Source organism: Paenibacillus timonensis, assembly GCF_022427145.1.
GTDB lineage: Bacteria > Bacillota > Bacilli > Paenibacillales > Paenibacillaceae > Fontibacillus > Fontibacillus timonensis.
Window position 1 is genome coordinate 1 of record NZ_JAKSXN010000068.1, and the last position, 25599, is coordinate 25599.

Annotated in this window: 27 protein-coding genes and 1 riboswitch; of the genes, 24 read left to right on the forward strand and 3 right to left on the reverse strand. The window is 53.2% G+C overall.

Features of this window, described 5'->3' with window-relative positions:
• Positions 1 to 292 precede the first annotated feature (292 nt).
• Positions 293 to 2194 carry an amidase family protein gene (locus MJ257_RS20985; protein ID WP_240271088.1) on the reverse strand — a complete coding sequence of 634 codons (1902 nt, stop codon included), beginning with the start codon at positions 2192 to 2194 and terminating at the stop codon, positions 293 to 295.
• Positions 2195 to 2665: 471 nt separating this feature from the next.
• Between MJ257_RS20985 and MJ257_RS20990 the strand changes: the two genes are divergently transcribed.
• Complete coding sequence (locus MJ257_RS20990; RefSeq protein WP_240271089.1) at positions 2666 to 3043, forward strand: hypothetical protein; 378 nt, start codon at positions 2666 to 2668, stop codon at positions 3041 to 3043.
• A gap of 115 nt (positions 3044 to 3158) precedes the next feature.
• Here MJ257_RS20990 and MJ257_RS20995 read toward each other — a convergent pair whose 3' ends face one another.
• Positions 3159 to 3683: a hypothetical protein gene (locus tag MJ257_RS20995; protein ID WP_240271090.1), complete on the reverse strand. Its 525-nt coding sequence runs from the start codon at positions 3681 to 3683 to the stop codon at positions 3159 to 3161.
• A 221-nt stretch (positions 3684 to 3904) separates the two neighbouring features.
• Here MJ257_RS20995 and MJ257_RS21000 point away from each other — a divergent pair, with 221 nt between their 5' ends.
• From MJ257_RS21000 to rsmI, 10 genes are all read left to right on the forward strand, one after another.
• Positions 3905 to 4090 carry a sigma factor G inhibitor Gin gene (locus MJ257_RS21000; RefSeq protein WP_059040428.1) on the forward strand — a complete coding sequence of 62 codons (186 nt, stop codon included), beginning with the start codon at positions 3905 to 3907 and terminating at the stop codon, positions 4088 to 4090.
• A gap of 151 nt (positions 4091 to 4241) precedes the next feature.
• Entirely contained in the window at positions 4242 to 5780 is a 1539-nt protein-coding gene (locus tag MJ257_RS21005; RefSeq protein ID WP_240271091.1) for an aminotransferase class I/II-fold pyridoxal phosphate-dependent enzyme, read from the forward strand.
• A gap of 55 nt (positions 5781 to 5835) precedes the next feature.
• Complete coding sequence (gene tmk / locus MJ257_RS21010) at positions 5836 to 6486, forward strand: dTMP kinase (RefSeq protein ID WP_240271092.1); 651 nt, start codon at positions 5836 to 5838, stop codon at positions 6484 to 6486.
• Between the two features lie 53 nt (positions 6487 to 6539).
• Positions 6540 to 6869: a cyclic di-AMP receptor DarA gene (gene darA, locus MJ257_RS21015; RefSeq protein WP_178020592.1), complete on the forward strand. Its 330-nt coding sequence runs from the start codon at positions 6540 to 6542 to the stop codon at positions 6867 to 6869.
• A 603-nt stretch (positions 6870 to 7472) separates the two neighbouring features.
• A complete protein-coding gene (locus MJ257_RS21020) occupies positions 7473 to 7916 on the forward strand; it encodes a YaaR family protein (RefSeq protein ID WP_178020590.1) in 444 nt (147 codons plus the stop codon).
• A 25-nt stretch (positions 7917 to 7941) separates the two neighbouring features.
• The gene (gene holB, locus MJ257_RS21025; protein WP_178020588.1) at positions 7942 to 8922 is read left to right on the forward strand and encodes a DNA polymerase III subunit delta'; all 981 of its coding nucleotides are present in this window, start codon (positions 7942 to 7944) and stop codon (positions 8920 to 8922) included.
• Positions 8923 to 9071: 149 nt separating this feature from the next.
• Complete coding sequence (locus MJ257_RS21030; RefSeq protein WP_178020587.1) at positions 9072 to 9872, forward strand: PSP1 domain-containing protein; 801 nt, start codon at positions 9072 to 9074, stop codon at positions 9870 to 9872.
• A 48-nt stretch (positions 9873 to 9920) separates the two neighbouring features.
• Positions 9921 to 10292: a DNA replication initiation control protein YabA gene (yabA, locus tag MJ257_RS21035; RefSeq protein ID WP_178020585.1), complete on the forward strand. Its 372-nt coding sequence runs from the start codon at positions 9921 to 9923 to the stop codon at positions 10290 to 10292.
• 67 nt (positions 10293 to 10359) lie between these two features.
• Positions 10360 to 11115 carry a tRNA1(Val) (adenine(37)-N6)-methyltransferase gene (locus MJ257_RS21040; protein ID WP_240271093.1) on the forward strand — a complete coding sequence of 252 codons (756 nt, stop codon included), beginning with the start codon at positions 10360 to 10362 and terminating at the stop codon, positions 11113 to 11115.
• On the forward strand, positions 11112 to 12011 hold the full coding sequence (gene rsmI, locus MJ257_RS21045; RefSeq protein WP_240271094.1) for a 16S rRNA (cytidine(1402)-2'-O)-methyltransferase: 900 nt from the start codon (positions 11112 to 11114) through the stop codon (positions 12009 to 12011). Before MJ257_RS21040 ends, rsmI begins: the two co-directional genes overlap by 4 nt.
• Before the next feature lie 152 nt (positions 12012 to 12163).
• Here the strand turns inward: rsmI and MJ257_RS21050 are convergent, their stop codons facing one another.
• On the reverse strand, positions 12164 to 12418 hold the full coding sequence (locus MJ257_RS21050) for an AbrB/MazE/SpoVT family DNA-binding domain-containing protein (RefSeq protein ID WP_009226360.1): 255 nt from the start codon (positions 12416 to 12418) through the stop codon (positions 12164 to 12166).
• 313 nt (positions 12419 to 12731) lie between these two features.
• On the opposite strand from MJ257_RS21050, the gene MJ257_RS21055 reads away from it, so the two are divergent.
• From MJ257_RS21055 to MJ257_RS21115, 13 genes are all read left to right on the forward strand, one after another.
• Positions 12732 to 14021 (forward strand): HD domain-containing protein, encoded by a 1290-nt coding sequence (locus MJ257_RS21055; RefSeq protein WP_240271095.1) that lies wholly within the window; start codon positions 12732 to 12734, stop codon positions 14019 to 14021.
• Positions 14022 to 14038: 17 nt separating this feature from the next.
• Complete coding sequence (locus tag MJ257_RS21060) at positions 14039 to 14812, forward strand: TatD family hydrolase (protein WP_178020577.1); 774 nt, start codon at positions 14039 to 14041, stop codon at positions 14810 to 14812.
• 210 nt (positions 14813 to 15022) lie between these two features.
• A riboswitch (cyclic di-AMP (ydaO/yuaA leader) is annotated at positions 15023 to 15234 on the forward strand.
• Between the two features lie 443 nt (positions 15235 to 15677).
• Positions 15678 to 16814 (forward strand): resuscitation-promoting factor, encoded by a 1137-nt coding sequence (locus MJ257_RS21065; protein WP_178020574.1) that lies wholly within the window; start codon positions 15678 to 15680, stop codon positions 16812 to 16814.
• Between the two features lie 132 nt (positions 16815 to 16946).
• Entirely contained in the window at positions 16947 to 17492 is a 546-nt protein-coding gene (rnmV, locus tag MJ257_RS21070; protein WP_240271099.1) for a ribonuclease M5, read from the forward strand.
• Between the two features lie 5 nt (positions 17493 to 17497).
• On the forward strand, positions 17498 to 18394 hold the full coding sequence (gene rsmA / locus MJ257_RS21075; protein WP_240271096.1) for a 16S rRNA (adenine(1518)-N(6)/adenine(1519)-N(6))-dimethyltransferase RsmA: 897 nt from the start codon (positions 17498 to 17500) through the stop codon (positions 18392 to 18394).
• A 24-nt stretch (positions 18395 to 18418) separates the two neighbouring features.
• Complete coding sequence (yabG, locus tag MJ257_RS21080; RefSeq protein ID WP_178020570.1) at positions 18419 to 19336, forward strand: sporulation peptidase YabG; 918 nt, start codon at positions 18419 to 18421, stop codon at positions 19334 to 19336.
• Positions 19337 to 19572: 236 nt separating this feature from the next.
• Positions 19573 to 19848 carry a biofilm formation stimulator Veg gene (veg, locus tag MJ257_RS21085; protein WP_059040406.1) on the forward strand — a complete coding sequence of 92 codons (276 nt, stop codon included), beginning with the start codon at positions 19573 to 19575 and terminating at the stop codon, positions 19846 to 19848.
• A 216-nt stretch (positions 19849 to 20064) separates the two neighbouring features.
• Positions 20065 to 20244: a small, acid-soluble spore protein, alpha/beta type gene (locus MJ257_RS21090; RefSeq protein WP_016314706.1), complete on the forward strand. Its 180-nt coding sequence runs from the start codon at positions 20065 to 20067 to the stop codon at positions 20242 to 20244.
• Positions 20245 to 20430: 186 nt separating this feature from the next.
• Entirely contained in the window at positions 20431 to 21285 is an 855-nt protein-coding gene (gene ispE, locus MJ257_RS21095; protein ID WP_240271097.1) for a 4-(cytidine 5'-diphospho)-2-C-methyl-D-erythritol kinase, read from the forward strand.
• 114 nt (positions 21286 to 21399) lie between these two features.
• Positions 21400 to 22236, forward strand: a complete 837-nt coding sequence (purR, locus tag MJ257_RS21100) for a pur operon repressor (RefSeq protein ID WP_240271098.1) — start codon at positions 21400 to 21402, stop codon at positions 22234 to 22236.
• A gap of 176 nt (positions 22237 to 22412) precedes the next feature.
• Entirely contained in the window at positions 22413 to 22697 is a 285-nt protein-coding gene (gene spoVG, locus MJ257_RS21105; RefSeq protein WP_036618134.1) for a septation regulator SpoVG, read from the forward strand.
• A gap of 158 nt (positions 22698 to 22855) precedes the next feature.
• Positions 22856 to 24256: a bifunctional UDP-N-acetylglucosamine diphosphorylase/glucosamine-1-phosphate N-acetyltransferase GlmU gene (gene glmU, locus MJ257_RS21110; RefSeq protein ID WP_270406906.1), complete on the forward strand. Its 1401-nt coding sequence runs from the start codon at positions 22856 to 22858 to the stop codon at positions 24254 to 24256.
• Positions 24257 to 24358: 102 nt separating this feature from the next.
• A complete protein-coding gene (locus MJ257_RS21115) occupies positions 24359 to 25312 on the forward strand; it encodes a ribose-phosphate diphosphokinase (protein ID WP_036618130.1) in 954 nt (317 codons plus the stop codon).
• The last annotated feature ends 287 nt before the right edge of the window (positions 25313 to 25599 follow it).

The window sequence follows — 25599 nt, forward strand, 5'->3', positions numbered from 1 at the left end:
TGTATGGCACCGATGAGATTTTCGTTATGGGTCAAGACGCTAGATGATACCTCAAAGTTCCATAAATCGATGTAAACACGCGAGATAATATACAAAGCTAAGTCTACAAAAGCATTGTAGGGCAGGACTCCGGATTTAGGGGGCCTAGCCGTTTTTGCAGGCATTTTGATAAATCGGCAGGCATGCGCTCAAAAAACTGTATTTTTGCAGGAATTGTTTTCAAGATACCTGTGTTCTAAAACGTAAAGAAAAAAGCACTACCGTTAATCCGGCAGTGCTCTATAAAGAAGGATTATGGCGTCAATCTAGGGGCATGGCGGTGATGGGTGCCTTGTTCAAAGCTATAGGCGAATTTAATCAACGTGCCCTCGTCGAAAGCACGGCCCAGGAACTCGATCCCAACCGGCAGACCGTCAGGCGTAAATCCTGCCGGTACCGTGATGGCCGGAAATCCGGAAAACGGACTCAGACGATTGTTGTTTCCGGATGATTGGCTCTCGCCAATTAACGCCGGCGGTTGGGTGCTTGTCGGGTAGACAATGGCATCGAGGTTGTTGTCCGCCATCACCTTCAAGAGAGATTCACGGGTCAAACTGGTGCGCTTTAGCACGATATCCTTATACTCCTGGGTATCCAAGGATTCTCGGGCTTCACGTGCTTTCATGGATTGTTCTTGCGTTTTATCATACTCTCCCGAGGCGATGATTTCAGCGAGGCTATGGTAAGGGGCGTCCTCGCCTAGTTCTTTCAGATAATCGTTCAGTTGAAACTTAAACTCGTAACCGCTTAGGCTGGGATACTTGTTGATCTCCGCCAGATGGGGAATCTTAATATTAACAACCGTCGCACCAAGGCTTTCTAGCTCATGGACGGCGTTTGAAACCACGCCGGAGACCGCCTTCTCTTGGTCGTTGCCTTCTGGGAAAAGCTCTGTCGCTACGCCGATGCGTGCGCCTTTTAATCCGCTTGGATCAAGGAAACGGGTATAGCTATCCGGGATACGGCCAACGCTATAGGCGGTTGCGACATCATCCGGATCATAGCCAGCCGTAGCATCCAGCAGAATCGCCGCATCTTCGACCGTACGGGCGATCGGACCGCCAACGTCCTGGGTTAGGGCGAGCGGGATAATGCCATCCCGGCTGGATAAGCCGATCGTCGGCCGGATACCGACCAGGCTGTTGAAGCTGGACGGAATGCGGATGGAACCACCGGTGTCCGTACCGAGTCCGGCAACGGCGAAGTTGGCGGCAATGGCCGCTCCAGTACCGCCGCTGGAGCCGCCGGGATAATGGTCCGGAGCGTACGGGTTTCTCGTTTCACCGCCCAACGAGCTGGAGGTCGTAATGCCAAAGGCAAACTCGTGCAGATTCGTTTTGCCTAGAATGATGGCACCGGCTTCTTTGAGCTTAGCGATTTGATCGGCATCCTGATCGGGCACGGAGTCTTGCAGACAAAGGCAACCAGCCGTGGTAGGCATGTCGGAGGTATCGAAGTTATCCTTCACCAGTATCGGGATCCCGTGCAGCGGACCTCTCGAGCCCTTGTCGGCCCGCTCTTGATCTAACGCTTCGGCAATATGCAGCGCCTCTGGATTGATCGTTAAGACGGCCTTCAGAGAGATTCCTTGATCATCGTATTTGGCGATGCGGTCGAGATACATCTGGACTAACTGCTTGGAAGTCAGTTTGCCTTGTTCCATCGCCAGCTGTAATTCGGATATCGTGGCCTCTGGGAGCACAAAGGGCTTCAAATAACCGAGAACACGGTCATAAAGACGTTCCAGGTCATCCGCCGTGAGCGGTTCCGCGGGCAGGAATGAGGTATCGGAATACCCTTTCATGAGTCCGGCTTTAACGACGGCCCCAACGGCTCCGGCGTAAGCCGACTGATCTGGAACGTCGCGGAAGGGCTCGGATGTTTTCTCCAGCCCCAGCCACTGTTGAAGCAAGACGGCGACTTGGCTGCGGAGCACGCGATTACTGGAGATCTCCGGCATCGTAAAGGAGCCTCCGGCCTCGGCAGCGGCTTGTTTCATCGACTGACGGAATTGATCGCCGGTGACAAGCGATGGGGCTGCAGCCGTTGATGCGGCTTGGGCTTGCGGAATCGGACCGGTCCATAACCCGGAGACGAGTACGGAGGCCAGCAGAAAACCGCTTGCTTTTTTCAATAGTGGTCGATATCGGTTCATATGCAATCCCCTCTCCCCTGCGAAATGAAAGTTTTATGTGAACTATCATAGTTTCATGTTAGATATAGTGACAATGTGGATGCCGCCTTGATAAAACGCATACATGAAGGGTTTTTGAGGGGGATGGCTGTTTTCCTCGCGATTGCTCTCATTAATAAAAATTCATTAAGACATTTTTTATGTAATATAAGATAACTTAAAACTGACATAAATTTTATTGATTTTCAGAAAATCACTGAGTTATTTTCAGTTTCTACCAAATGGAATGTAACCGTTTTGTTACCGACATGGATACGACACCCGTTATAATTAGAGTGGTATGTTAGCATCTAGGGCATTTAGCCTATCCGGAATCTATATCAGAATGACAACATGGAAGTTTTTTCAGTATATAGGCAGGGTAAGGAGGAATGGATCATGCGGCGAAGAGGGATAAGAATATCCTTATGCTTCATGTGGGGAGTCTTGATGATGATGATGGTAGTCATCGCAGGCTGTGCATCTTCCGAGCCTTCGTGGACGGATTTTGTGGGAGCAACGGTCGAGAAGAATTTTCCCGTCCCCAAAGAGGCCAATCAAACGGAAACGGCTCTTAATAACTCTAAGATGGACTATGTGCATTATAAGTTAACCGGACTCAAAGAGAGCAGCGAAATCCCCGAGGCTTATCAGAAGGTGATCGAGGAGTGGGGATGGAAGGAGAAAACGGAGGAAAGCACCGGCACCACCCGAGTGTATGAAAAAGGGAAGCAAATCGTGCAGTTGACGCTCCACGATGACTCTTTTACGGTTTTGGTCCCCAAAAAGGAAGAAAAAACGGTCATTCAAGGTTTGGAAAGCAGTCCTTGACGCAAGGACTTCGGATAAGAAGGCAAACGCCCGTTACCGGACAAGCCGGTACTTGAGCGAGCAAACAAGCAAAAAGCCTGAACTCTGCAATAGCTGCAGGGAGCAGGCTTTTTGGTCATTGCATGTAATAGGCGATTTCAAGGCCGGTGATTTTGATCATTCCGTCTTTGCGTTGTCCCCGTAAGGTGGCCAGCACGATAAAGCGTGGAATCATCAGCCAGAGGTGCCAGAAAAACAAAGAAAGCACAAAGGAAACCGGCGACCAGGGGATCAAAATGCCGATTACGCAACAACCGATCCAGGCCGAATGAAAGTGAACTCGCCGATATACAGGGTAAGCGATGTATTGATCAGGCATATAACCGATCCACGGCATTTGACGGGAAAATCTCCAGCGCTTGCGATAGGAGTGGCTGACGATCATCAGCACGGAGCGGGAAATCACGTATTGGATCCACAAAATGACCGGAATGGCCAGCAGGAAGAAAAAGATGCTGGTCCAGGATATAAAAACCATCTCTGCGGCCAGCCAGATGACAGGGAGTATGGCTAAGCTGTGGATGAGCGACTTCGGCAAAACCTTCTTTTTGAGCAGCGTATAATGGTAAAACGTCGCATTCGTTTCGGTTTCGGCGGACATCAAGCGTTCGATCCTCCTCCAATTCACTTCGGCTCACGCGAAAAAAAGCAGGCAAGCTCTTCTTACTATATCGGATAAAACAAAGAATATTTAAGACGTCGCGTACAAACACCGCGTTCAGGCCGGCGGCATAAGATAAAGTAGGAAGCGGACTATGAAAAGGTTTAAAATAGTAGAATCTGTGTCATACTGATAGTAAAAAAGACAAGGTGGGATCGGGCATGGATGAGCTGGGCGTCAGAACTTGCATTATTTGCGGGGAGCCAAAAACCGAGGGCATTCATATCGTATCGGAATTTATCTGCGACGCTTGCGAAGCGGAGATGGTGCACACCGACGTGCAGGAGGAGAAATACCATTTCTTCATTCATCAAATGAAGCAGATCTGGGTGCAAAAAAATGCATAACATCGCCGGTTAAAGGGACCTGTTCATATCGGGAGCGGGTCCTTTTATATTGCCCTACCGGGCGGAATAGCGGTAAAATGGAGCGAAGGATGCAATAGCGATAAACCTTGAACCCTACGGAAAACCAGAGTCGGAAGGATTAAGCATAGAAATGGCAGAGGAACGAAAGCTAGGGGCCCCTTTATATGAGGCCTTAATGCGATACCGGGAGAAAAGGGACGTTTCCTTTCATGTGCCGGGGCATAAAAATGGACAGGCTTTACGCGGTGATGACCGTACGAGTGCGTTGGAAGAGTTGGCGCGCGTAATGGAAATCGACGTTACGGAAATCACCGGAACGGATGATCTCCATCATCCCGAGGGCGTCATCCGCGAGGCGCAGTGTTTGGCCGCCGCCCAGTTTGGGGCGGAGGAGACGTTTTTTCTGGTTGGCGGCAGCACGGCCGGCAACCTGGGATTGATCCTGAGCGTGTGCACCGCTCCAGGAGATGTGCTGCTCGTGCAGCGGAACGTGCATAAATCCGTCATTCACGGATTGATGCTGGCGGGCGCGCACGCGGTGTTCTTGGCGCCGCAGCTGGATGCCGGCAGCGGGCTGGCAACCATCCCGAGCGAAGCCGCGGTGCGGGAAGCCCTGCGCCGGTATCCCGGCGCGAAAGGGCTGCTGCTTACGCACCCGAGCTACTACGGGATGGGCGCGCCGTTGCGGCCGCTGGCCGAGCTGTGCCACGCGCACGGGGTGCCGCTGCTCGTCGACGAGGCGCACGGCGCCCATTTCGGCCAGCACCCGGCGCTGCCGGAGAGCGCGTTGGCCGCGGGAGCCGATGGCGTCGTGCAGTCGACGCATAAGATGCTGACCGCGCTCACGATGGGCGCGATGCTGCACGTGCAGGGCGGGCTGCTCGACCGCGCGCTGCTGCGTCAGCGGCTGGCGATGCTGCAGAGCTCCAGCCCGTCCTACCCCATCATGGCTTCGCTCGATCTGAGCCGAAGCCTGCTGGGGAGCGGGGGCCCCGCCTTCTTCGAGGGCGGGCTCGCCGCGGCCGCGCATCTGCGGCGCGGCCTGGCCGATCTGCCGCGCTTCGGCGTCGTTGCACCGCCGGGCGCCAGCGGAGGGGCTTCTGCATATACTATCCAAGATCCTTTGAAACTTGTCATAATCGATGCAACCGCAGCCCTCACCGGGTATGAACTGCAGGAGCGGCTCGAAGCCGAGGGTTGTGTGCCGGAGATGAGCGATGATCGCTATGTCGTTCTTGCGCTTGGCCCGGGGACAACGCAAGCGGATGCTGAACGGTTGCTTCAAGCGCTGGAGCGGATCACCGAAACCGATCTGCCGGGAAGCACGGCGAGTGCCGGCTTCGGTCCCCATACGGTAGAGAGCGGGGAACTTTCCACGTGGAACATTACAGACGATGAGGACCGTTGGTCGGAAGTGTCCGAGCCTGTCCCGTTTGGCCTTGCACCTCTGCTTCCGGCGGAGATCGAGGTGGTTACTATCGAAGAAAGCCTCGGCCGGCAAGCGGCGGAAATGATCATCCCGTATCCTCCCGGCATTCCACTGCTCTACCCTGGGGAAACCATCACCGAGACGGTGAAGGAGCGGCTGAGGATGCTGCGGGATTCCGGAGCCAAGTGCCAGGGTCCGGCCGACCCGCGGCTGCAAACGATTCAAGTCAAGAAAAGGTAAAGCCGAGCATATACTTGTACATGATTTTTCGAGAAGAAAGCAGGGAACGAACCAGATGAATCATCAAGCCAAAGGATTATTCATTACGCTCGAAGGGGGGGATGGCTCCGGCAAAACGACCGTCATGCGAGAATTGGAGCTGGCATTAGAGGAACACGGCGTGCCGTTTATTTCGACGCGGGAACCTGGCGGCATTGAAATTGCCGAGAAAATCCGCGAGATTATTTTGAATCCGCAGCACACGGCGATGGATGCGCGAACCGAGGCGTTGTTGTACGCTGCCTCCCGGCGGCAACATTTGGCGGAGAAGGTAGAGCCCTCCCTGGAGCGCGGAGTCACCGTTCTCTGCGACCGGTTTGTGGATAGCAGCCTGGCCTATCAGGGGTACGCACGTGGGTTGGGTATCGATGAAGTGCTGGAGATCAACCTTTTTGCCACCAAGGGACGGTTTCCGGATCTCACCTTTTACCTCGATATTGAACCGGAAGCCGGATTGGCTCGAATCGCCGCCGGAGCGGGGCGGGAAGTGAACCGTTTGGACCTGGAGAGCCTGCAATTTCACCAGAAAGTCCGGGAAGGCTATGGAATCATCTCCGGGATGTATCCGGAGCGGATCAAAACGATCGATGCTTCGCGTAGCAAAGAAGAGGTCGCCGCGGAGATCCGCGGGCATCTTTCCGCGGCAATAAAGGAATTCATGGCCTAGCCGTCAAATAGGTTAGTATGGTACATTTTTTATAAAACAAGGAGGTACTGCATATGAAACTGATTGTTGCGATTATCCAGGATAAAGACAGCAACCGGCTATCCAGCGCGCTCGTGAAGGAAAACTACCGGGCTACCAAGCTGGCGAGTACCGGAGGGTTTCTTCGGGCGGGGAACACGACGTTTATGATCGGTGTAGACGACCATCAGGTGGATTCCGTATTGAATGTCATCCGCAACAGTTGCAAGGTGCGGGAGCAGTTGGTTACCCCGGTCACGCCGATGAGCGGTACAACCGATTCGTATTTGCCGTTGCCCGTGGAAGTGCAGGTGGGTGGGGCGACGGTGTTTGTCCTCCCAGTAGACCGTTTCGAACACTTCTAAATATAGTGGTTACTAAAAAGTCAGCTTTTGATCACGAGGTGTCTCGGGAAGAGGGTTCGACATCGAATCTTGAACTCAACCGGGCCTTCCGTTGCTCACGTAGATCTGTCTACGCTGCGCTACTCAGTCCCTAGTTTCGTCCAACCTTCTCGGTGCTGAAAAGCCGGCTTTTTAATCTTCATCTTTAGAGTTTTCAAAAAAGTGATCTTCCCACCACGAAGCGTATCAATGAAGCGAACTCGACGTCGAATCTTGAATTCAGCCGGGCTTTCCGTTGCTCACGTAGGTTTGCCTACGCTGCGCTACTCAATCCCTGCTTCATCCAACCTTCTCGGTGCTGGAAACCTAACTTTTTTGATCTGTATGGAATTAGGAAATTAAAAAGTCAGCTTTTGATCACGAGGTAACTCTCAGGAAGAGGGTTCGACATCGAATCTTGAACTCAACCGGGCCTTCCGTTGCTCACGTAGATCTGTCTACGCTGCGCTACTCAGTCCCAAGTTTCGTCCAACCTTCTCGGTACTGAAAAGTCGGCTTTTAATCTTCATCTTTAGAGGAATCTGTATTCTTCAACTATCTAATCAACCATAGGCGGTGAACGCTTTGAAAATTGATCCGGGATACCGGCCGCTCAAAAGCGGTTTGGGGGTTAGCGATAACCCTGCCAAGCCGGTGCAATCCAAAAGCTTCTCCGACGTGATGCAGCAGCATGGCCAGCAGGCAACCCAAGAAGAGCTGAACCGGAGATTCAAGGAGATTCAAATGCAAGGGGACCGGCTTGCCCGGTCCATGACCGTTCGGGAGCTGAAGGCATACCGGATGATGGTCAAGCGTTTTCTGGAGGATACGGTTCGGCGGGGCGTCACCATCAAAGATGCGAAAGGATGGGACCGCCGCGGCCGCGGCAAACGCTACAAGCTGTTGGATGAAGTGGATGCCGCACTTCTGGCGATGGCTGACGAGCTGCTGGAGACGGAGCAGGGGAAAATCGAGCTGCTGCAAAGGATCGGCGAAATCCGCGGCATGCTGATCAATCTGTGTTTCTAGCATTGAAAGGACGAGGGCAAACGCGATGTCATTTCAAGAAATCATCGGGCAGGATACGGCCAAACAGCTGCTGCAAAGCAGTCTGAGACGCCGGGAAATCTCCCATGCCTATATCTTTAGCGGACCGCCTGGAAGCGGGCAGATGGAAATGGCCATGGCCTTCGTCCAGGCGTTGTTCTGCACCCGGGGCGGAGACGACGCCTGCGGGGAATGTCTGGAGTGCCGCAAGGTGCTGCATGGCAATCATCCCGATTTGTTTACGATCAAGCCTGATGGGGCGACCATCAAAATCGAACAAATCCGCGATCTTCAGCGGATCTTCTCCTATCGTTCGGAGAGCGGGAATCCCAAGGCCTACATTATTGACGAATCCGAAAAAATGACGGTACAAGCGGCGAACAGCCTGCTAAAGTTCCTGGAAGAACCGCCATCCCCGGCCGTAGCGATCCTGCTGTCGGACAATGGACGAGCCTTGCTCCCGACGATTCAGTCGCGGGCACAGTGGGTGCCTTTTTCACCGGTAAATCCGGAGACGATGCTCCAAATATTGGCGAACGAGGGATTTCCGTCAATCTTGGCCCGAAGCGCCGTTCATCTAGCGGCAGGACTGGGTCCGTGCCGCGATTTAATCCAGCAGAATTGGTTTGCAGAAATTAGAAACGTAGTGTTACAATTAGGTAAGGAAATCGCAGGCCGTGGCGGTTCTCCTTTAATTACGGCGCAGCAAACGTTGTTCAAATCCGGCTTGACCGATCATTTGGACATGTTGTTCAGCCTTTTCCATTTGTGGTTCAAAGATATGATCCATGCGCTCTATCATAAACATGATCAAATCGTTTTCATAGATGAGCTTACGTTTATCAATCAGCATGCCGCCAGCCGCAGCGCCGAACAATGGATTGACGCCATGGCGCTGGCCGCGGAGAGTAAGAAGAAGCTGCGTCAGCATATGAATGCCAGCCTCTGCGTAGAGCAGTTTTTGATCGCCGTGGATGGACAGCGATAGGACTTGCAGCAAGGACAAGACAGTAAGGTTGTACTTTCGCATGAAACTTTCTCCCCTGAAAGAGCAGGGTTATAGTAGTTTCTTTTGAACGCGCGCTTTGATGGAAAGCGGTTCACCAGTTTTTTAGAGCTATACGAGGGGGTTAGTTTTTGTATACTGTAGTGGGCGTTCGCTTTAAGAAAGCGGGCAAAATCTATTATTTCGATCCGCTGGAGCTCCCCGTGGAGAAGGACCAGAGCGTGATTGTCGAGACCGCGCGAGGGATCGAATATGGGAAAGTGGTGGTCGGCAAGAAGAAGGTTGGAGAATCCGATGTCGTCCTTCCGCTGAAGAAGGTCATTCGGATCGCCGACGAAGCCGACGCCCGTGTTGTCGAAGAGAACAAGTTTGCGGCAAAGAATGCTTTTGCCACATGTTTAAATAAAATCAAAGATCATGATTTGAAAATGAAGCTGGTTGACGTCGAATTTACCTTTGACCGCAACAAAATCATTTTTTACTTCACGGCGGAGGGCCGCGTGGATTTCCGCGAATTGGTCAAGGATTTGGCCAGCATCTTCCGGACCCGCATCGAGCTGAGACAGATCGGCGTGCGAGACGAAGCCAAGATGCTTGGCGGCATCGGTCCTTGCGGACGCGTGCTCTGCTGTTCCTCCTGGCTAGGCGACTTTGAGCCGGTATCCATCAAGATGGCCAAGGATCAGAGCTTGTCGCTCAATCCAACGAAAATCTCCGGATTATGCGGCCGTTTGATGTGTTGCCTGAAGTTTGAGCATGATAACTACGAAAGCACCAAAGAAGAGCTTCCATCCGTAGGCAAAATCGTCGTCACTTCGCTGGGGGACGGCAAGGTCGTCGGGCTCAACGCCGGCACCCGTACCGTGCATGTACAGCTGTTCGAAATCGGGAAAGTGAAGGAACTTCCGCTGGACGATGTCGTCCTGAAATAAGAAGATCTTATTCGAGATAGATTTTAGAGATGACTCTGGGGTGGGAACTTGGAGAACAAGGACATTTTCACAAGTATGCAGGCGCTGGAAACGCAAATGGGAAAAGTACACGGCGATTTGGGCAGCCTCAAGCTGGAGGTTAAGAAGCTGGTGGAAGAGAACCAGCGGCTTCGCCTCGAAAATGAACAGCTGCGCAAAATATTAAAGCGAGAAAGCGCGGAGGGGCCATTGCCCTTACCGGTGGCGGAAAGAACCGACAGTCCGGTTCTGGCCGGCAAAGAAGCGATGGATGTCGTGGGCGAAGGCTACGATAACCTGGCGCGTCTTTACCATGAGGGCTTTCATATTTGCAATGTTTATTACGGGCATCTTCGCACTGAAGGCGATTGCCTGTTCTGCTTGTCGTTTCTGAATAAATAATGAACCGTGGGGGCGTCCCTGCGGTTTTTTTTAAATTTGAGCTAAAAAAGGATGGAGTTCAAGATTCATGAATCAAGTACCGATGAATGAGCAGGAACGCGTAGACGACCTGCTGACGCATGATTTGCATATCATTCAAAGCGATGAAGTGTTTAGCTTCTCGATGGATGCCGTCTTGTTAGCCCGGTTCGCCCCGGTGCCGAAGTACGGCAAGATCCTCGATTTATGCACCGGCAACGGGGTGATTCCGCTGCTGCTCTCAACGCGGACGGAGGCGGAAATCGAAGGGATCGAGATTCAGCCGCGGCTCGCAGATATGGCCCGCCGCAGCGTGGAAATGAACGGGCTGTCGCATCGGATCCAAATCCGCGAAGGCGACTTGCGCGAACTGGTAAAGGTGACGGGCCATGGGGTTTACGATGCCATCACGGTGAATCCGCCGTATATGCCGGTGACGACAGGCGAGGTGAAGCTGAATGCCCATCAGGCGATCGCCCGGCACGAGATCCACTGCAGTTTGGAGGAGGTGGCCGTTGCCGCAATGCGGTTGGTACGGCCTGGCGGCAAGGTGTCGATGGTCCACAAGCCGCAGCGACTGGGCGAAATCTTGACGGTGCTTCGACAGTATCGGTTGGAGCCGAAAGTGATTCGCTTCGTCCACCCCAGGGCCGGCGCGGAAGCCAATATGGTATTGATCGAGGCGCTGCGGGACGGGAAGCCGGACGTGCGGGTATTGCCGCCATTGATCGTTTATAATGAAAACGGGGAATACTGCGAAGAAATCATGAATATCTATTACGGGCCAAAAGAGGGTAGAGCATGAACGTTCAAATACAAAAGAGCTTTGAATCGCCAGCGGGCGAAACGTCCCAAGCGGGCAGCGGAAAGTTGTTTCTCGTAGGCACGCCGATCGGCAATCTGGAGGATATGACCTACCGGGCCATCCGTACATTGCAAGAGGCGGATATCATCGCGGCGGAGGATACGCGACAGACGCGAAAGCTGTTAACGCATTTCGACATTTCCCCGGGAAAATTGCTTAGCTATCATGAGCATAATAAGGCCGCCAGCGGCCCAGAACTGATACGCTTTATAATAGAAGGAAAAAATTTGGCGCTCGTCAGCGATGCCGGTCTTCCGGCCATTTCCGACCCCGGGAGCGACCTCGTAAAACTTGCGTTGGCGGCGGGGATTTCGGTTATCCCGGTGCCGGGAGCCAACGCGGCCTTATCGGCGTTGATCGTTTCCGGACTGCCGACGGAACGGTTCACGTTTCTTGGCTTTTTGCCAAGGGATCATAAGGAGCGGGAGCGGTTACTGAAGTCGTTGGAGGATCAGGAGGAGACGATGCTGATGTACGAATCGCCGCATCGGCTAATCAAAACGGTGGAATCCCTGCTTGAGGTTTGGGGAGATCGGCGGATCGTGTTGGCGAGGGAATTGACGAAACGTTACGAGGAAATGGCCCGGGGGACGATCCAGGATTGCCTGGTCTGGCTGCAGGAGCATCCGCCGCTTGGCGAATATTGCCTCGTCGTGGAAGGAGCACACCCGGACCAAGTGAAGGAGAAACGCGATGCGTGGTGGCAAACGCTGACGGTCGAGGAGCATGTCCGGCATTACGAGACGGAAGGAGGGATGACGCGGAAGGATGCGATGAAAAAAGCAGCCGCGGATCGGGGCGTAGCGAAACGAGAGATCTATAATCAACTGATCTAGATCCCCATTCTTTTCCGAAATCATACAATAATAACCATATACCGAAAAAAAGGGGCCTTCGCTAGGCCGGGTTCAAGCCTAGGAAGGCGCCAAGGAGATATGAAAAAGGTTAGAATTAACAGTTTCAGTAAATCTATTATATACTATAATTCTTAATTTGTCACAGGGGTAGGAAGCTCAGTAATGCATTCATGGCAAACAATTTTGCCTTTGAAGTAAGTCACGTTCTCGGCATTGCCGCAGAAGATGCATGCAGGCTCATATTTCTTAAGCATGATCCGTTCACCGTCTACATAAATTTCGAGCGCATCTTTTTCTCCGATCCCCAGAGTGCGGCGCAATTCGATCGGAATTACGACACGGCCCAATTCGTCTACTTTTCTTACGATACCTGTGGATTTCATCATATTGATGATTGCCCCTCTCGCTATAAATTGGAATTGTCATTATTCGACATGATTCTATCTTTTATGATTTTTATAATACCAACCATTGCCAGATTAGTCAACCTATTTATGGTATAGTTCAATATTATTTCTAAATTATCGGGATGTATAACTCCAAAAACCGTTACTAGGTCTAGCAAGTTAACGATATTCTATGATTCGACATTTTGGAAAACGTTAGTTTGACATATGTCGACAATATTCGATATAACCCGTCGTCTTCAGTCAGATTTCAGCTTTTATCACCGAATTTATGGAAAAGGAGTGTTGATCTATGCATCGTCGGCTTCGCGAAGAAAAAGTGTTCAAAGATCCCGTACATAATTATATTCATGTGCAGGATGAAGTGATCTGGTCGCTCATTAATACGCCGGAGTTTCAGCGCCTTCGCCGGATCCGTCAACTCGGCACGTCTTATTTGACGTTTCATGGAGCCGAGCATAGCCGATTCTCGCATTCGCTTGGCGTTTATGAGATTACGCGCCGGATTATTTCGCAGTTCGAACGGAGCGGGTACGCCGATTGGCCCCAAGGGGATAAATTGGTGGCGTTGTGCGCGGCGTTGCTGCACGATCTGGGGCACGGTCCGTTTTCCCATTCTATAGAAGAAGCGTTTCAGATGCATCACGAGGATTGGACCTGCAAAATCCTGTTGGGCGACACCGAGGTTGGCGCCGTCATGCGCGAGGTATCCGCGGATTTTCCGGACAAGGTGGCCGCGGTGATCCGCAAGGATTACGAGAATCCGATCGTAGTCAATCTGGTCTCGAGCCCCCTCGATGCGGATCGAATGGATTACTTGCTGCGGGATGCGTATTTTACCGGCGTCAACTATGGGACGATTGATATGGACCGGATTATCCGGATGCTCCGCCCTTATCAGGGACGGGTGGTTGTTAAGGAATCCGGCATGCACGCGGTGGAAGACTATTTGATGTCGCGGTACCAAATGTATTGGCAGGTCTATTTCCATCCGGTGACGCGCAGCTCAGAGATCATTCTCCGTCAAATCCTGCGCCGGGCCAAGGAATTGTACCGGAACGGCCATCCCTTCGGCTTCCTGCCGCATCCGCTACCCGATCTATTTCGGGGTAACATCGGCGTAGCCGATTATTTGCAGCTGGATGAGGCGTTGATGCAAACCGCATTCATGCAATGGACGAAGGAAAATGATGAGCTGCTGAGCGATTTATGCTCCCGGTTTTTGAATCGCAAATTGTATAAATATGTAGAACTGGACACACCGGAGCTGGAAATGCTGGAGGAGATTCGGGAGGCCTTTGCACGAGTCGGATTGAGTCCGGAATACGACATGGAAATTGATTTTCCGACGGATCTGCCGTATGATGTGTTCCGTCCGGACGAGGGGGTCCGCCAGAAGCAGATTTTACTGTTGGACCGGCAGGAGCGGCTGCTGGAAATTTCCGAGGTCTCGGATATCGTGCGCTCGATCAGCGGCTTGCATCGGGGCAAAACGCATTTGTACTATCCGGATAATAAATTGTGTGCTGTAATGGACCGGCTGCCCCAGGCGGTAGCCCGCATTTTCGAGCAACGGAACTAGGAGGATGACGATTCGTTATGTTATTTGATACGCATACACATTTGGATGCTCCCCAATTTGACGAGGACCGCGAGGAAGTGATTGCGCGCGCCGTGGAACAAGGGGTTACGCGGATGATCAACATCGGATTTAACCGCGAGACGATCCCGTCCACCATGAAGTTGGCGGAGACGTACGACTTCATTTATGCCGCCGTCGGCTGGCACCCGCAGGATGCGATTACGATGCAGGAAGGCGATTTGGACTGGATCGCTGAATTGTGCAAGCACGAGAAGGTCGTGGCCATCGGGGAAATCGGTCTTGATTATTATTGGGACACGTCCCCCAAAGACGTCCAGCACGAAGTCTTTCGCAAACAAATCGGACTGGCCCGCAGCCTGGGAATGCCGATTTCCATCCATAATCGCGATGCTCACGAGGACGTGGTGCGCATTCTCCGAGAGGAGAAAGCCAACGAGGTAGGGGGTGTCATGCACTCCTTCTCTGGCAGTTGGGAAATTGCCAAAATGTGTCTGGATTTGGGATTTCATTTGTCGTTTGGAGGACCCATCACGTTTAAAAATGCAAAAACGCCCAAAGAGGTATTGGCGAAGACGCCGATGGACCGATTGCTGATCGAAACGGATTCCCCTTATTTAACGCCGCACCCATATCGTGGGAAACGAAACGAGTCTGCGCATGTCCGCTTGGTGGCGGAAATGGCAGCCGAGCTTAAAGGGGTTACTTTCGAGGAAATCGCCGAAATTACCACCCGAAATGCATTGGAACGATTTGGAATCTCGAGGATTTGAGAGCAAACTGGACGAAAAAATGAGGATTTCGGAAAGATTAATGCTTTTTAACCCATAAAAACGAGATCATTACATTTTTTTAACCATTTTTTTAAAAAAACGTGGTTGATTCGTCCTTTACAACCTGCATCGAAACAGGATAGAATTTTTTCAGTATCGATTTGGTTCGTTCTGAGTGGACAAATTGAACCAAACGATGCTTGGTTCCATGAACCAGTCTCGCTGAATCTCCTCGCCGGAGAACGGGGGAACCAATACGGGCAGCGGTTGGCGTACGCCACTCGCGTCAGTATTTGATTTCTTTTCCAGGGTCTTTGGGGTGAATTCGAGGTCATTGCGCCATGAGCGAATGAACTGAGAAAGGGCGGCTCTCTTTCGTCCTAACCCGACAGCTAACCTCGTAAGCGTATAAGAGAGGTCACTCGTGCAGCTATTACACCAAGACATTCAAGAAGCCACGAAGGAGTTCCTCTAACTCTTTCTTTAGGCTTCTTTTGTTTTGAATAAAAGTAATAGGGTCATCATACTGTTGGTAAACAGGAGGTGACGATAGGCAAGAGAGACTGGATCAGGATGCAAAACGCGTTAAGGTGGTCAAAAAGTCATCTTTTGATCACGAAGCAGGTCAAGAAGTTGATTCGACATCGAATCTTGGATTCAGCCGGGCCTTCCGTTGCTCACGTAGCCTAAACTACGCTGCGCTACTCAGTCCCTAGCTTCATCCAACCTTCTCGGTGCTGAAAACCTGACTTTTTGACTGAATTTGAACTTAACCGCTGCGCGTTTTGTAAAAAGTAACTGTAGTCGCGTCAATCGTTATCATGCATCGACCTAGACGGCGGGACTATGAAGGAGGACGGAAGAAATGGGCATTTTCCGCAAAGAGGAGACCCATGAATCACGCTCATCCAGCATGTCTTACGCAATGCGATGGAAGCATGAGAATTTACGTCAGATTGCGCTCGTCGGCGTTCTGACCATCGCGGTAATCATCATCATCCTAATCTGGCTGTTTGGCCAGGCACATAAAGAAGTGTCCCTGATCGTGGACGGCAACGTCCAATCGGTGGAGACGAGCAAATCCAGCGTAGCCCATTTGTTGGAGGAGCAATCGATCAAACTCAGCGCGAAGGATTCCGTATCGCTTCCGCTGGACAGCACGCTGAAGAACGGTGACCGCATTGTCATTGTACGCGCAATGCCGGTCAATGTGTCCGTGGACGGCACGAGCAAAGTCCATTTTACGACACAAAAGAAAGTAGAAGGCGTATTGTCCGAGCTCGGCGTTGCTTTGGACCAAGACGACAAGGTCACCCCGGCATTGGACAACAAAGTTACCGCGAACCTGGACGTGAAGGTTGTTCGGGTGAGCAAACAAACGGTGCAGACGAAGGAGACCGTGCCTTTCAGCGTGGTCAAAACGTCGGACGCCAATTTGCTGAAAGGCACGACGAAGGTCGTTCAGCAAGGCAGCTCCGGTCTGGTCATTCACAACATTGAGAAAACCTACGAGGACGGAAAGTTCGTGACGAAGCGCTGGCTCGGCAAAGAGGTCTCCAAGAAGGCCCAGCCGAAGGTTGTCGCCGTCGGCACGAAGAAGCCTACCGCCGTTCTGTCGGCCAGCATCAACCGTACCGCAAACGCGGTGAACATTAGCGGGTTGACGACCAAAGGCGGCGTCTCTTTTGAATATAAAAAGATATTGAAAAACGTCACGTTGACCGCCTATTCGGCGGAAGAAGACGGGATTGGCACCCGTACGGCCTCCGGTACCCGCGTGACCGAAGGCAGAACGATCGCCGTTGATAAAGACGTCGTCCCGCTCGGTTGGTGGGTCTACATCGAGGGGATCGGCTTCCGCAAGGCGGAGGATACCGGCGGAGCCATCGATGGGCATAAGATGGACGTGTATTTCGATACCCTGAAGGATGCGAAGAGTTTCGGCCGCAAGAAGGGCCGTACCGTATACGTCATCGGCCCGACGAAGCCGGAATTGAACTAACCCGTTCTCTCCGTTTTACAACGCGGAGGGAATGAGATAGTATTAGGATGATGAATAAGACAGTGGATTAGAAGAGGATGTTATCCTCTTCTTTTTGTTATTCTTATGAGGACGAAGGGAAGAATGGATACCATGATCAAAGAGGTCATCGTGGTGGAGGGCCGGGATGACACCGTGGCCATCAAGCGTGCCGTGGAGGCCGACACGATTGAGACCGGCGGATCGGCCATCGGCGAAACCACGCTGAAGAAGATCGCTTTGGCCCAGGAGCGCCGAGGGGTCATTATCTTTACCGATCCGGACCATGCCGGGGAGCGGATTCGCAAAATCGTGGCGGCCCGGGTGCCGGGCTGCAAGCACGCTTTTTTGCCCGAGGCAGAGGCTACGAAGCGGGGAGACATCGGCGTGGAGAACGCCTCCCCGGAGGCGATCCGCATGGCGTTGTCCCGGGTACGCAGCGAAGCGCCGGGAGTAGAAGCCGCAATCGATTGGGAAGACTTGATGAGCGCGGGGCTGATCGTACATCCGCAAGCCGCAGCGCGTCGCAAAGTGCTGGGCGAGCTGCTGGGGATCGGATATTGCAATGGGAAGCAATTGTACAAGCGGTTATCGGTGTTCCGCATCAGCCGCGAGGAGTTTGCGGCCGCGCTGGCCGAGTTGGAAAGCAAAGGAGTTTAGGGATCATGAGCATAAGGGAAGACGTATCGACGCCGCGCCGGACGAAGGAGATTATTCAGCGGCACGGTTTTTCGTTCAAAAAAAGCTTGGGGCAGAACTTTCTGATCGATCAGAACATCCTCGGCAAAATCGTTGCGGCGGCCGGACTGGACGGCACCAAGGGCGCGCTGGAAATCGGGCCGGGCATCGGCGCATTGACGGAGAAGCTGGCTCAGGAGGCCGGGAAGGTAACCGCGGTCGAGATCGATCAACGCCTGCTTCCGATCCTGGAGGAGGTCCTGGAGCCGTACCCGCACGTACGCGTGGTCCACGGGGACGTGCTGAAGCTGGACCTGCAGGCCTTGTTTGCGGCTGAATTCGGCGGGGTGAACGGCGTCAGCGTCGTGGCGAATTTGCCGTACTACGTGACGACGCCGATCCTCATGAAGCTCCTCGAGGAGAAGCTGCCGCTGGAGCATATCGTCGTCATGATCCAGAAGGAAGTAGCCGAGCGCATGGCTGCCTCTCCTGGCGGGAAGGATTACGGCAGCCTCAGCATCGCCGTGCAATACTATAGCGTGCCGGAGCTGATCTGCACGGTGCCGCACAGCGTGTTTATTCCGCAGCCGAATGTGGAATCCGCGGTGATCCGGCTGACCGTGCGGAAGACGCCGGCCGTAGCCGTGAAGGAGGAGGCGTTTTTCTTCGAGGTGGTACAGGCCTCTTTTGCCCAAAGAAGGAAGACCATTTCCAACAATCTGAAAAGCCGCTTCTTCCCGAAGGAGGGGCGGGAGCGGTTGGAGCAGCTTTTGGAGGAAGCCGGCATCCAGCCCTCCCGGCGGGCCGAGACGTTAAATCTGGACGAGTTCGCCAAGCTGAGCGATACGTTGCTAAACGCCGGCGTGAAGGAACTCCGCGAGTAACCATTCCCTCTTGTCGCCCATACGATGGGGATAGAGGTGATTGACTTGACGAATTTGGGAGACTTGGTCGTCCGCAAATCATACGGTGGAGACGTCACGTTCCGGATCGAACGGATTGAGCGGAACGAAGCTATCATCAAAGGAACGGAATTCCGGCTGCTGGCGGATGCGCCCTTGACGGACTTGGTCAGGGTAGACCCGGCTTCCCCAGGAGAAACGACGCAGCGGGCGCGGATCAAGGCGACGGAGTCGCTGAAGTGGTTAACCCAGGACCGCAAGGAGTTGGCGGAACGCAACCGGATGGCGGTTGGGCGGGAGCTGTACGTGCAAGGGGAACCGGCTTATTTTGAGGTGCCGGGCAAGGTGCTGCATTTGGACGGCGATGAACGATATCTGCAAAAGAGCCTAAGCTTGTACGAGAAGTTGCGCGTACCGGCTCAAGGCTATTTCGTCACGGAATCGCAAATGGCCCATGCATTGTACCGCCTGTTGCCTTCGGTCAAGCCGGATATCGTCGTGCTGACCGGACATGACGGTGTGTTAAAATCACGTCCCACCGGCGATCTATACAATTTATCCAGCTATAAAAATTCCAAGCATTTCGTGGAGGCCATCCAAACGGCCCGGCAATATGAGCGGAATTTCGATACGTTGACGATCGTGGCCGGCGCCTGCCAGTCGCATTTTGAGGCGATGCTGCAGGCGGGGGCCAATTTTGCGAGCTCGCCCGGCAGGGTGCTAATCCATGCGCTGGATCCGGTGTACATTGCGGCTAAGGCGTCGCTCACCTCGATCCGCGAGACGATCCAAATCACCGACGTGCTGAACCATACGATCAGCGGAGCGCAAGGCGTCGGAGGGATTGAGACCCGCGGCAGCTACCGGATCGGGCTGCCTAAACTCAAGGATTTATCGACGTTGAAAGTTGTGCCGTCCATGTGAATTTTCAGGATGAACCGAAAATCCATCCCTATGATTTGTCCATGCCGGGAGGAACTGAGGCGAATGCCCCAGGACCTTCCGGTTATTTTATTAGGACTCCCATCGGGTTAAGAGAAAAAATGTCGAAAAATAATCGTTGACACAACATTTTTAGTGCTGATATAATTATTTGTTTTGATTTGACAAGGTTGTGACTTTCCTGTATAATGGACAAAGAAAGAAGGTGGTCACAGGCAATGGCTAAAAATGCGCTGTCGGAAATTAAGCATAGTCTCGACGCCCACGTAGGACAGAAAATTATGCTCCGGGCAAACGGAGGTCGCCGGAAGACCGTCGAACGCACTGGAGTATTGGAGGAGACTTATCCTTCGGTCTTCATTGTGAAGCTGGATCAAGAGCAGCAAACCTTTAAGCGTGTGTCTTACAGTTATGCCGATATACTGACCGAGTCCGTCGAAGTCATGATTTGCGACGATAACGATGGGATGCGGATTTCGTATATTAAACCGTGAACATCATGAACCAAAAAGCAAACGGTTATCGCCCGGCGGGTGAGGCCGTTTTTTTCATGCCTGCAATAACGCGCGGCATCGGTGGGTCTCCCTCCGGCCAGCAACTAAGCGTTGTTCGCCTTAGGTGGACAGACTTACCACCGTATGCCCGGGACGGAGCCGGCGTATACTAAGCATCGTTCCTATATCCCTGACCCCAAAGGAGGAGCACTGACCATGTCGCGAAGAAGACGCAGCGTGATGTCGGAGAACTTGAAGGTCGAGTTGGCGAAGGATCTGGGATTTTACGATACCGTCCAGCAGGAAGGCTGGGGCGGCATCAAAGCGAAAGATGCGGGCAATATGGTCAAGCGGGCGATCGAGCTCGCCGAGAAGGCCGCAGCGAAACAGCAATAACCTCTGCCGCAGCGAAGCTTCCCATCCGGGGAGCTTCGTTTTTTTCGCGGGATGAAGTAAGATAGAGGGAGAAAAATTTGTCTTTCGTACATAGACGTGGAGGCCACGTTTATTTAAAATAAGGGAATGTGCCAAAAGACCGGATGGATGAGGAATTCCACGGAATTGCTAAGGTGGGGGAGCGCCATGAAAATTTACGAAAAAGCACCGGCCAAAATCAACTTAATGCTCGACGTGTTGCATAAGCGTCCGGACGGTTACCACGAGGTCGAGATGATCATGACCATGGTGGATCTTGCCGACCGTCTGGAAATGAGCGCCCTCCCGCGGGATACGATTATTATTTCGAGCCAGGCCGGATATATTCCGCTGGACGAGAAGAATTTGGCGTTTCAGGCGGCGAAGCTGATCAAGGAACGATACAACGTGCGGAGCGGGGTTTACATTCACCTCGATAAGAAGATTCCGGTCGCCGCCGGCCTAGCTGGGGGCAGCAGCGACGCGGCGGCAACGCTGCGGGGATTAAACCGCCTATGGGAACTGGGCATTCCCGATGAGGAGCTGAAGAAGCTGGGTTCGGAGCTGGGCTCCGACGTGCCGTTTTGCGTGACGGGCGGTACGGCGCTGGCAACGGGGCGGGGCGAAGTGCTGACGCCGCTGGCGAGTCCGCCGCAGTGTTGGGTGGTTCTGGCGAAGCCTCCCATCAACGTGTCGACGGCGGAGGTATACGGGCGTTTGAACGCCGGGCAGATTACCGATCATCCGTCGGCGGCCCGGATGCGGGAGGCGCTGGAGAGGCGCTCGTTCACGGATGTATGCCGGGAGCTCGGCAACGTGCTGGAGCAGGTGACGCTGGAGCTTCACCCGGAAGTAGCGCACTTGAAAGAGGCGATGCTGCGTCTAGGGGCCGATGGCGTATTGATGTCCGGCAGCGGACCAACGGTGTTTGGCCTCGTGTCTAAGGAATCGAAAGTGTCGCGCATTTATAACGGGCTGCGCGGGTTTTGCAAGGAAGTCTACGCCGTGCGGCTGTTGACTTGAGGTCTAAGGGAATTGGATTTGCGGTACTCGTTCGCTTATTACCAAGGCTTGGACAAATCCGTACAAAAATGTTATAGTTTCATTAAAATATTCGGATTTAGCGAGGGGTACTTCGTGAAGAAATTAAAGAGAAGCGCTCGTTTGGTCGAGATGACCCATTACTTGTTGTCCAGACCGCACCATTTGATCCCATTGACTACCTTTGCGCAGCGGTACGGGGCCGCCAAGTCGTCGATCAGCGAGGATCTGGGCATCATTAAAGAAGTGTTTGAAGGCGAAGGCATGGGCGAATTGCTGACGCTTGCCGGGGCGGCCGGCGGCGTGAAGTACATTCCCCGGGTCGGACAGGAGCAAGCGAACGTTTTTATCCGGCAGCTCTGCGAGAAGCTGGCGCAGCCGGACCGTATTTTGCCGGGCGGTTATTTGTATATGTCGGATCTCCTGGGACAACCGGCGCTCATGAATGAGGCGGGCAAGCTGTTCGCGACGGCGTTCGGCGATTTGGAGATCGACTGCATCATGACCGTGGAAACGAAGGGGATTCCCCTCGCTTACGCAACCGGGGCCGAGCTCAACCTGCCGGTCGTCCTGGTCCGCCGCGACCATCAGGTCACGGAAGGATCCGCCGTCAGTATCAATTACGTATCGGGATCCCATAAAAGCCTGCATACGATGACGTTGTCCCGTCGGGCGCTTAAAGATCGTTCCCGCGTCTTGATCGTCGACGACTTCATGAAGGCGGGGGGCACGATTCAGGGCATGGTTGACCTGTTGGCCGAATTTAATGCAGAGGTTGCCGGCGTCGGCGTGCTGGTGGAATCCGGCGAAGTCGCCAGCGAGCAACGTCTGCTGCATGATTACGTTTCATTGGCGACGCTTCGGGCGGTTGACGCGAAGGGAAAAGAGATCTCCGTAGAACCTGGGAATTATTTTTCGAAATTTGGACAATAAGAACCCTGTCGAGATCTCCTCACATTGTAAGAATTCTCGACGAAACGTGTCGAAAAGCCCGTTTTATCAAAAAAAATCGTGATTTTAGGCCATTTTGTTGATCAAAAAAAAAGGATTTCCGTTTGCTATGTGGAATAATACACCAAGTCTCTGATGGAAAAAGGTGGTGAACACATATGCAAATTACGGATGTAAGACTCCGCCGAGTCAGCTCTGAGGGCAGAATGAAGGCAATCGCATCCATTACCATCGATAACGAATTTGTTGTTCATGACATTCGCGTCATCGACGGGAACAATGGGATGTTCGTAGCTATGCCTAGCAAGCGCACGCCGGACGGGGAGTTCCGGGACATCGCGCATCCGATTTCCTCCGGCACCCGCGAGAAAATTCAAGCCGCAGTCCTGGCTGAATACGAGCGTGCCGCCGACCAAGAGGAAGCGATTGAAGAAGGGGCGTAAGTCGCATTTATTTGATTTCCTGACCAATTGGGGTTCGAGGAAAAGGGAGCCATGCGTGCATGGCTCCCTTTTCTTTTTGCCCTAAATGAGATATATTCAGTAATGAGTTTTAATGAGAGAGATCTACTTCTTTACAAAAAGAGAAGGAGGCCGGGGCCTTGAAAAGATTAGCGATCGTTCTTGCCGCGGGTCAAGGGAAACGGATGAAGTCCAAGCTCTACAAAGTACTTCATCCCGTTTGCGGCAAACCGATGGTCGGGCATGTGTTGAACGCGGTTCAAGAAGCGGGTTGTGAACGCAGCATCGTCGTGGTGGGCCATGGAGCCGAAGCCGTGAAGTCTTATTTGGGTTCATCGGCGGAGTACGTGTTGCAGGAGCAGCAGCTGGGAACCGGACATGCCGTCAAGCAAGCCGGGCCATTATTGGCGGGAGAAGAAGGAGTCACACTGGTCATCTGTGGCGATACCCCTTTGGTTACGGCAGAGACGCTGGAAGCGCTTTTTGACCTTCATCACCGAGAGGGAGCAGCGGCGACCGTTCTCACGGCGAAGATGGAGCAGCCTTACGGTTATGGCCGGGTGATCCGCGGCGCAAACGGAACGGTTGAACGGATCGTCGAGCAGAAGGACTGCTCGCCGGAAGAAGCCGCCGTGCAGGAAATCAACACAGGCACTTATTGTTTTGATAATGCGAAATTATTTGCCGCGCTGGAGAAAGTCACCAACAACAACGCTCAACAGGAGTATTATCTTACCGACGTCATCGGCATTTTGGTACAGGCAAACGAAATCGTGGAAGGCTATGTGGTGGCGGACGTTCGGGAATCGATCGGCGTCAATGACCGGGTGGCCCTAGCGGAAGCGGAAGCGGTGATGCGTGAACGCATCGTCCGGAACCATATGTTGAACGGCGTAACGGTGATTGATCCGGCTTCCACGTATATCGGAGCCGATGTCACGATCGGTGCGGATACCGTGGTTTATCCGGGAACCTTATTGTCCGGGAAGACGGCGATCGGCGAAGATTGCGTGATCGGGCCGGCCGCGGAAATTGAAGATAGTATGATTCAAGACGGCGCGAAGGTGAAACAGTCGGTGCTCAGCCGGGCAGAAGTCGGCCGGGAAACGACGGTAGGGCCTTTCGCTTATTTGCGTCCGGGGACGAAACTCGGCGCGCACGTAAAGGTCGGCGACTTCGTGGAAATCAAAAACGCGACGCTCGATGATGGCTCCAAAGTGTCGCACCTTAGCTACATCGGCGACGCGAAAGTCGGCAAGAACGTGAATATCGGCTGCGGCGCGATTACGGTGAACTATGATGGTTATAATAAGTCCATTACGGAGATCGAGGACGATGCCTTTGTTGGCAGCAACGTGAACCTGATCGCTCCGGTTAAGGTAGGCAAAGGTGCTTACGTGGTTGCCGGATCGACGATTACGCACTCGGTTCCGGAGAACGACTTGGCCATCGCCAGACCCCGGCAGGAGAACAAACCCGGTTATGCCGAGAAGATTCGTGCCCGGGCCAAAGCCAAGAAGCAAAGACAGCAGGAATCTTAATCAAGAATGCAGTGACCATTTGAATAGACGGGGTAGCTGGGAAGGCGGGTTATTCATTAGACTCCCTATCGCTATCTACACAGCACGGAGGGTTTTAATTTTATGACTTATTGCGATTCTAAATTAAAGATATTCACCTGTAACTCCAACCCTAAATTGGCTCATCAGATTGCCGACTACATCGGCATTCCGATGGGGGATTCGGAGACGACGAGCTTCAGCGACGGCGAAATTCAGGTCAAGCTGTCCGAAAGCGTCCGGGGTTGCCACGTCTATGTGGTGCAATCGACCTGCGCGCCCGTCAACGATAACTTGATGGAACTCCTCGTGATGGTGGATGCTTTGAAAAGAGCTTCGGCCAAGAGCATCAATGTGGTTATCCCGTATTACGGTTATGCCCGCCAGGACCGGAAGGCCCGCTCGCGCGATCCGATCACGGCGAAGTTGGTCGCCAATCTGATCGAGAAAGCCGGCGCGCACCGGGTCATTACGATGGACCTTCACGCCATGCAGATCCAGGGCTTCTTCGATATCCCTGTGGATCACATGCTGGGCGTGCCGATTTTGGCCCAATATTTCCGTTCCAAGCACATCCCGAATCCGGTTGTCGTCTCGCCTGACCACGGCGGGGTGGTACGCGCCCGCAAACTGGCCGATTTCCTGAACGCGCCGCTGGCGATCATCGACAAGCGCCGTCCGGAGCCGAACGTCAGCGAAGTCATGAACATTATCGGGAACATCGAAGGAAAAACCGCGATTCTCGTGGATGACATCATCGATACCGCCGGCACGATTGTCCTTGGCGCCAACGCGCTGAAGGAAGGCGGGGTCGAAGAGGTGTACGCCTGCTGTACGCACCCTGTACTGTCCGGTCCGGCGATGGAACGTCTGGAAAACTCTCCGCTGAAGGAAGTGATCGTGACCGATACGATTCCGATCACGCATCCGAATCCGACGAGCAAGCTCAAGGTGCTGTCCGTCGCCCCGCTGATGGGCGAAGCCATCATTCGCGTGCACGAGGAGCTGTCGATCAGCAAGCTGTTCGAGATCGAATAAATGGTCACTGCCACACCAGGGGTTGCGTCCTCCCGAACGGGGACGTAACCCCTATCGGTGTATTGGCGGATAAGATGGAGACGCTGGTGAAAATGGTGCTGCGCGAACTCGTTTGATCCTACGATCGCTGTTGCTCGCGGATTTCTTGGGTTGGACTACATTCAGAAGTTGTAGAAATCCGCTCACAAAGGCGAACGCTCCGCTTCTTCGGATTCAAACGGCCCGCTCCGCAAATTTTCACCATATGAGTGAATCCATACCGGGGAATGCAAATTAACTGGATTATC

What these genes read in the sequence shown, in the direction of transcription:
- MJ257_RS20985 (WP_240271088.1), bottom strand. Translation starts at nt 2,194, where the DNA reads ATGAACCGATATCGACCACTATTGAAAAAAGCAAGCGGTTTTCTGCTG.
- veg (WP_059040406.1), top strand. Translation starts at nt 19,573, where the DNA reads ATGGCTAAAAATGCGCTGTCGGAAATTAAGCATAGTCTCGACGCCCAC.
- MJ257_RS21050 (WP_009226360.1), bottom strand. Translation starts at nt 12,418, where the DNA reads ATGATGAAATCCACAGGTATCGTAAGAAAAGTAGACGAATTGGGCCGT.
- MJ257_RS20995 (WP_240271090.1), bottom strand. Translation starts at nt 3,683, where the DNA reads ATGTCCGCCGAAACCGAAACGAATGCGACGTTTTACCATTATACGCTG.
- yabG (WP_178020570.1), top strand. Translation starts at nt 18,419, where the DNA reads ATGGGGATAGAGGTGATTGACTTGACGAATTTGGGAGACTTGGTCGTC.
- tmk (WP_240271092.1), top strand. Translation starts at nt 5,836, where the DNA reads ATGAATCATCAAGCCAAAGGATTATTCATTACGCTCGAAGGGGGGGAT.
- MJ257_RS21000 (WP_059040428.1), top strand. Translation starts at nt 3,905, where the DNA reads ATGGATGAGCTGGGCGTCAGAACTTGCATTATTTGCGGGGAGCCAAAA.
- spoVG (WP_036618134.1), top strand. Translation starts at nt 22,413, where the DNA reads ATGCAAATTACGGATGTAAGACTCCGCCGAGTCAGCTCTGAGGGCAGA.
- MJ257_RS21055 (WP_240271095.1), top strand. Translation starts at nt 12,732, where the DNA reads ATGCATCGTCGGCTTCGCGAAGAAAAAGTGTTCAAAGATCCCGTACAT.
- rnmV (WP_240271099.1), top strand. Translation starts at nt 16,947, where the DNA reads ATGATCAAAGAGGTCATCGTGGTGGAGGGCCGGGATGACACCGTGGCC.
- holB (WP_178020588.1), top strand. Translation starts at nt 7,942, where the DNA reads ATGTCATTTCAAGAAATCATCGGGCAGGATACGGCCAAACAGCTGCTG.
- MJ257_RS21090 (WP_016314706.1), top strand. Translation starts at nt 20,065, where the DNA reads ATGTCGCGAAGAAGACGCAGCGTGATGTCGGAGAACTTGAAGGTCGAG.
- ispE (WP_240271097.1), top strand. Translation starts at nt 20,431, where the DNA reads ATGAAAATTTACGAAAAAGCACCGGCCAAAATCAACTTAATGCTCGAC.
- MJ257_RS21115 (WP_036618130.1), top strand. Translation starts at nt 24,359, where the DNA reads ATGACTTATTGCGATTCTAAATTAAAGATATTCACCTGTAACTCCAAC.
- MJ257_RS21040 (WP_240271093.1), top strand. Translation starts at nt 10,360, where the DNA reads ATGAATCAAGTACCGATGAATGAGCAGGAACGCGTAGACGACCTGCTG.
- MJ257_RS21065 (WP_178020574.1), top strand. Translation starts at nt 15,678, where the DNA reads ATGGGCATTTTCCGCAAAGAGGAGACCCATGAATCACGCTCATCCAGC.
- MJ257_RS21060 (WP_178020577.1), top strand. Translation starts at nt 14,039, where the DNA reads ATGTTATTTGATACGCATACACATTTGGATGCTCCCCAATTTGACGAG.
- rsmI (WP_240271094.1), top strand. Translation starts at nt 11,112, where the DNA reads ATGAACGTTCAAATACAAAAGAGCTTTGAATCGCCAGCGGGCGAAACG.
- MJ257_RS21005 (WP_240271091.1), top strand. Translation starts at nt 4,242, where the DNA reads ATGGCAGAGGAACGAAAGCTAGGGGCCCCTTTATATGAGGCCTTAATG.
- MJ257_RS20990 (WP_240271089.1), top strand. Translation starts at nt 2,666, where the DNA reads ATGATGATGGTAGTCATCGCAGGCTGTGCATCTTCCGAGCCTTCGTGG.
- rsmA (WP_240271096.1), top strand. Translation starts at nt 17,498, where the DNA reads ATGAGCATAAGGGAAGACGTATCGACGCCGCGCCGGACGAAGGAGATT.
- darA (WP_178020592.1), top strand. Translation starts at nt 6,540, where the DNA reads ATGAAACTGATTGTTGCGATTATCCAGGATAAAGACAGCAACCGGCTA.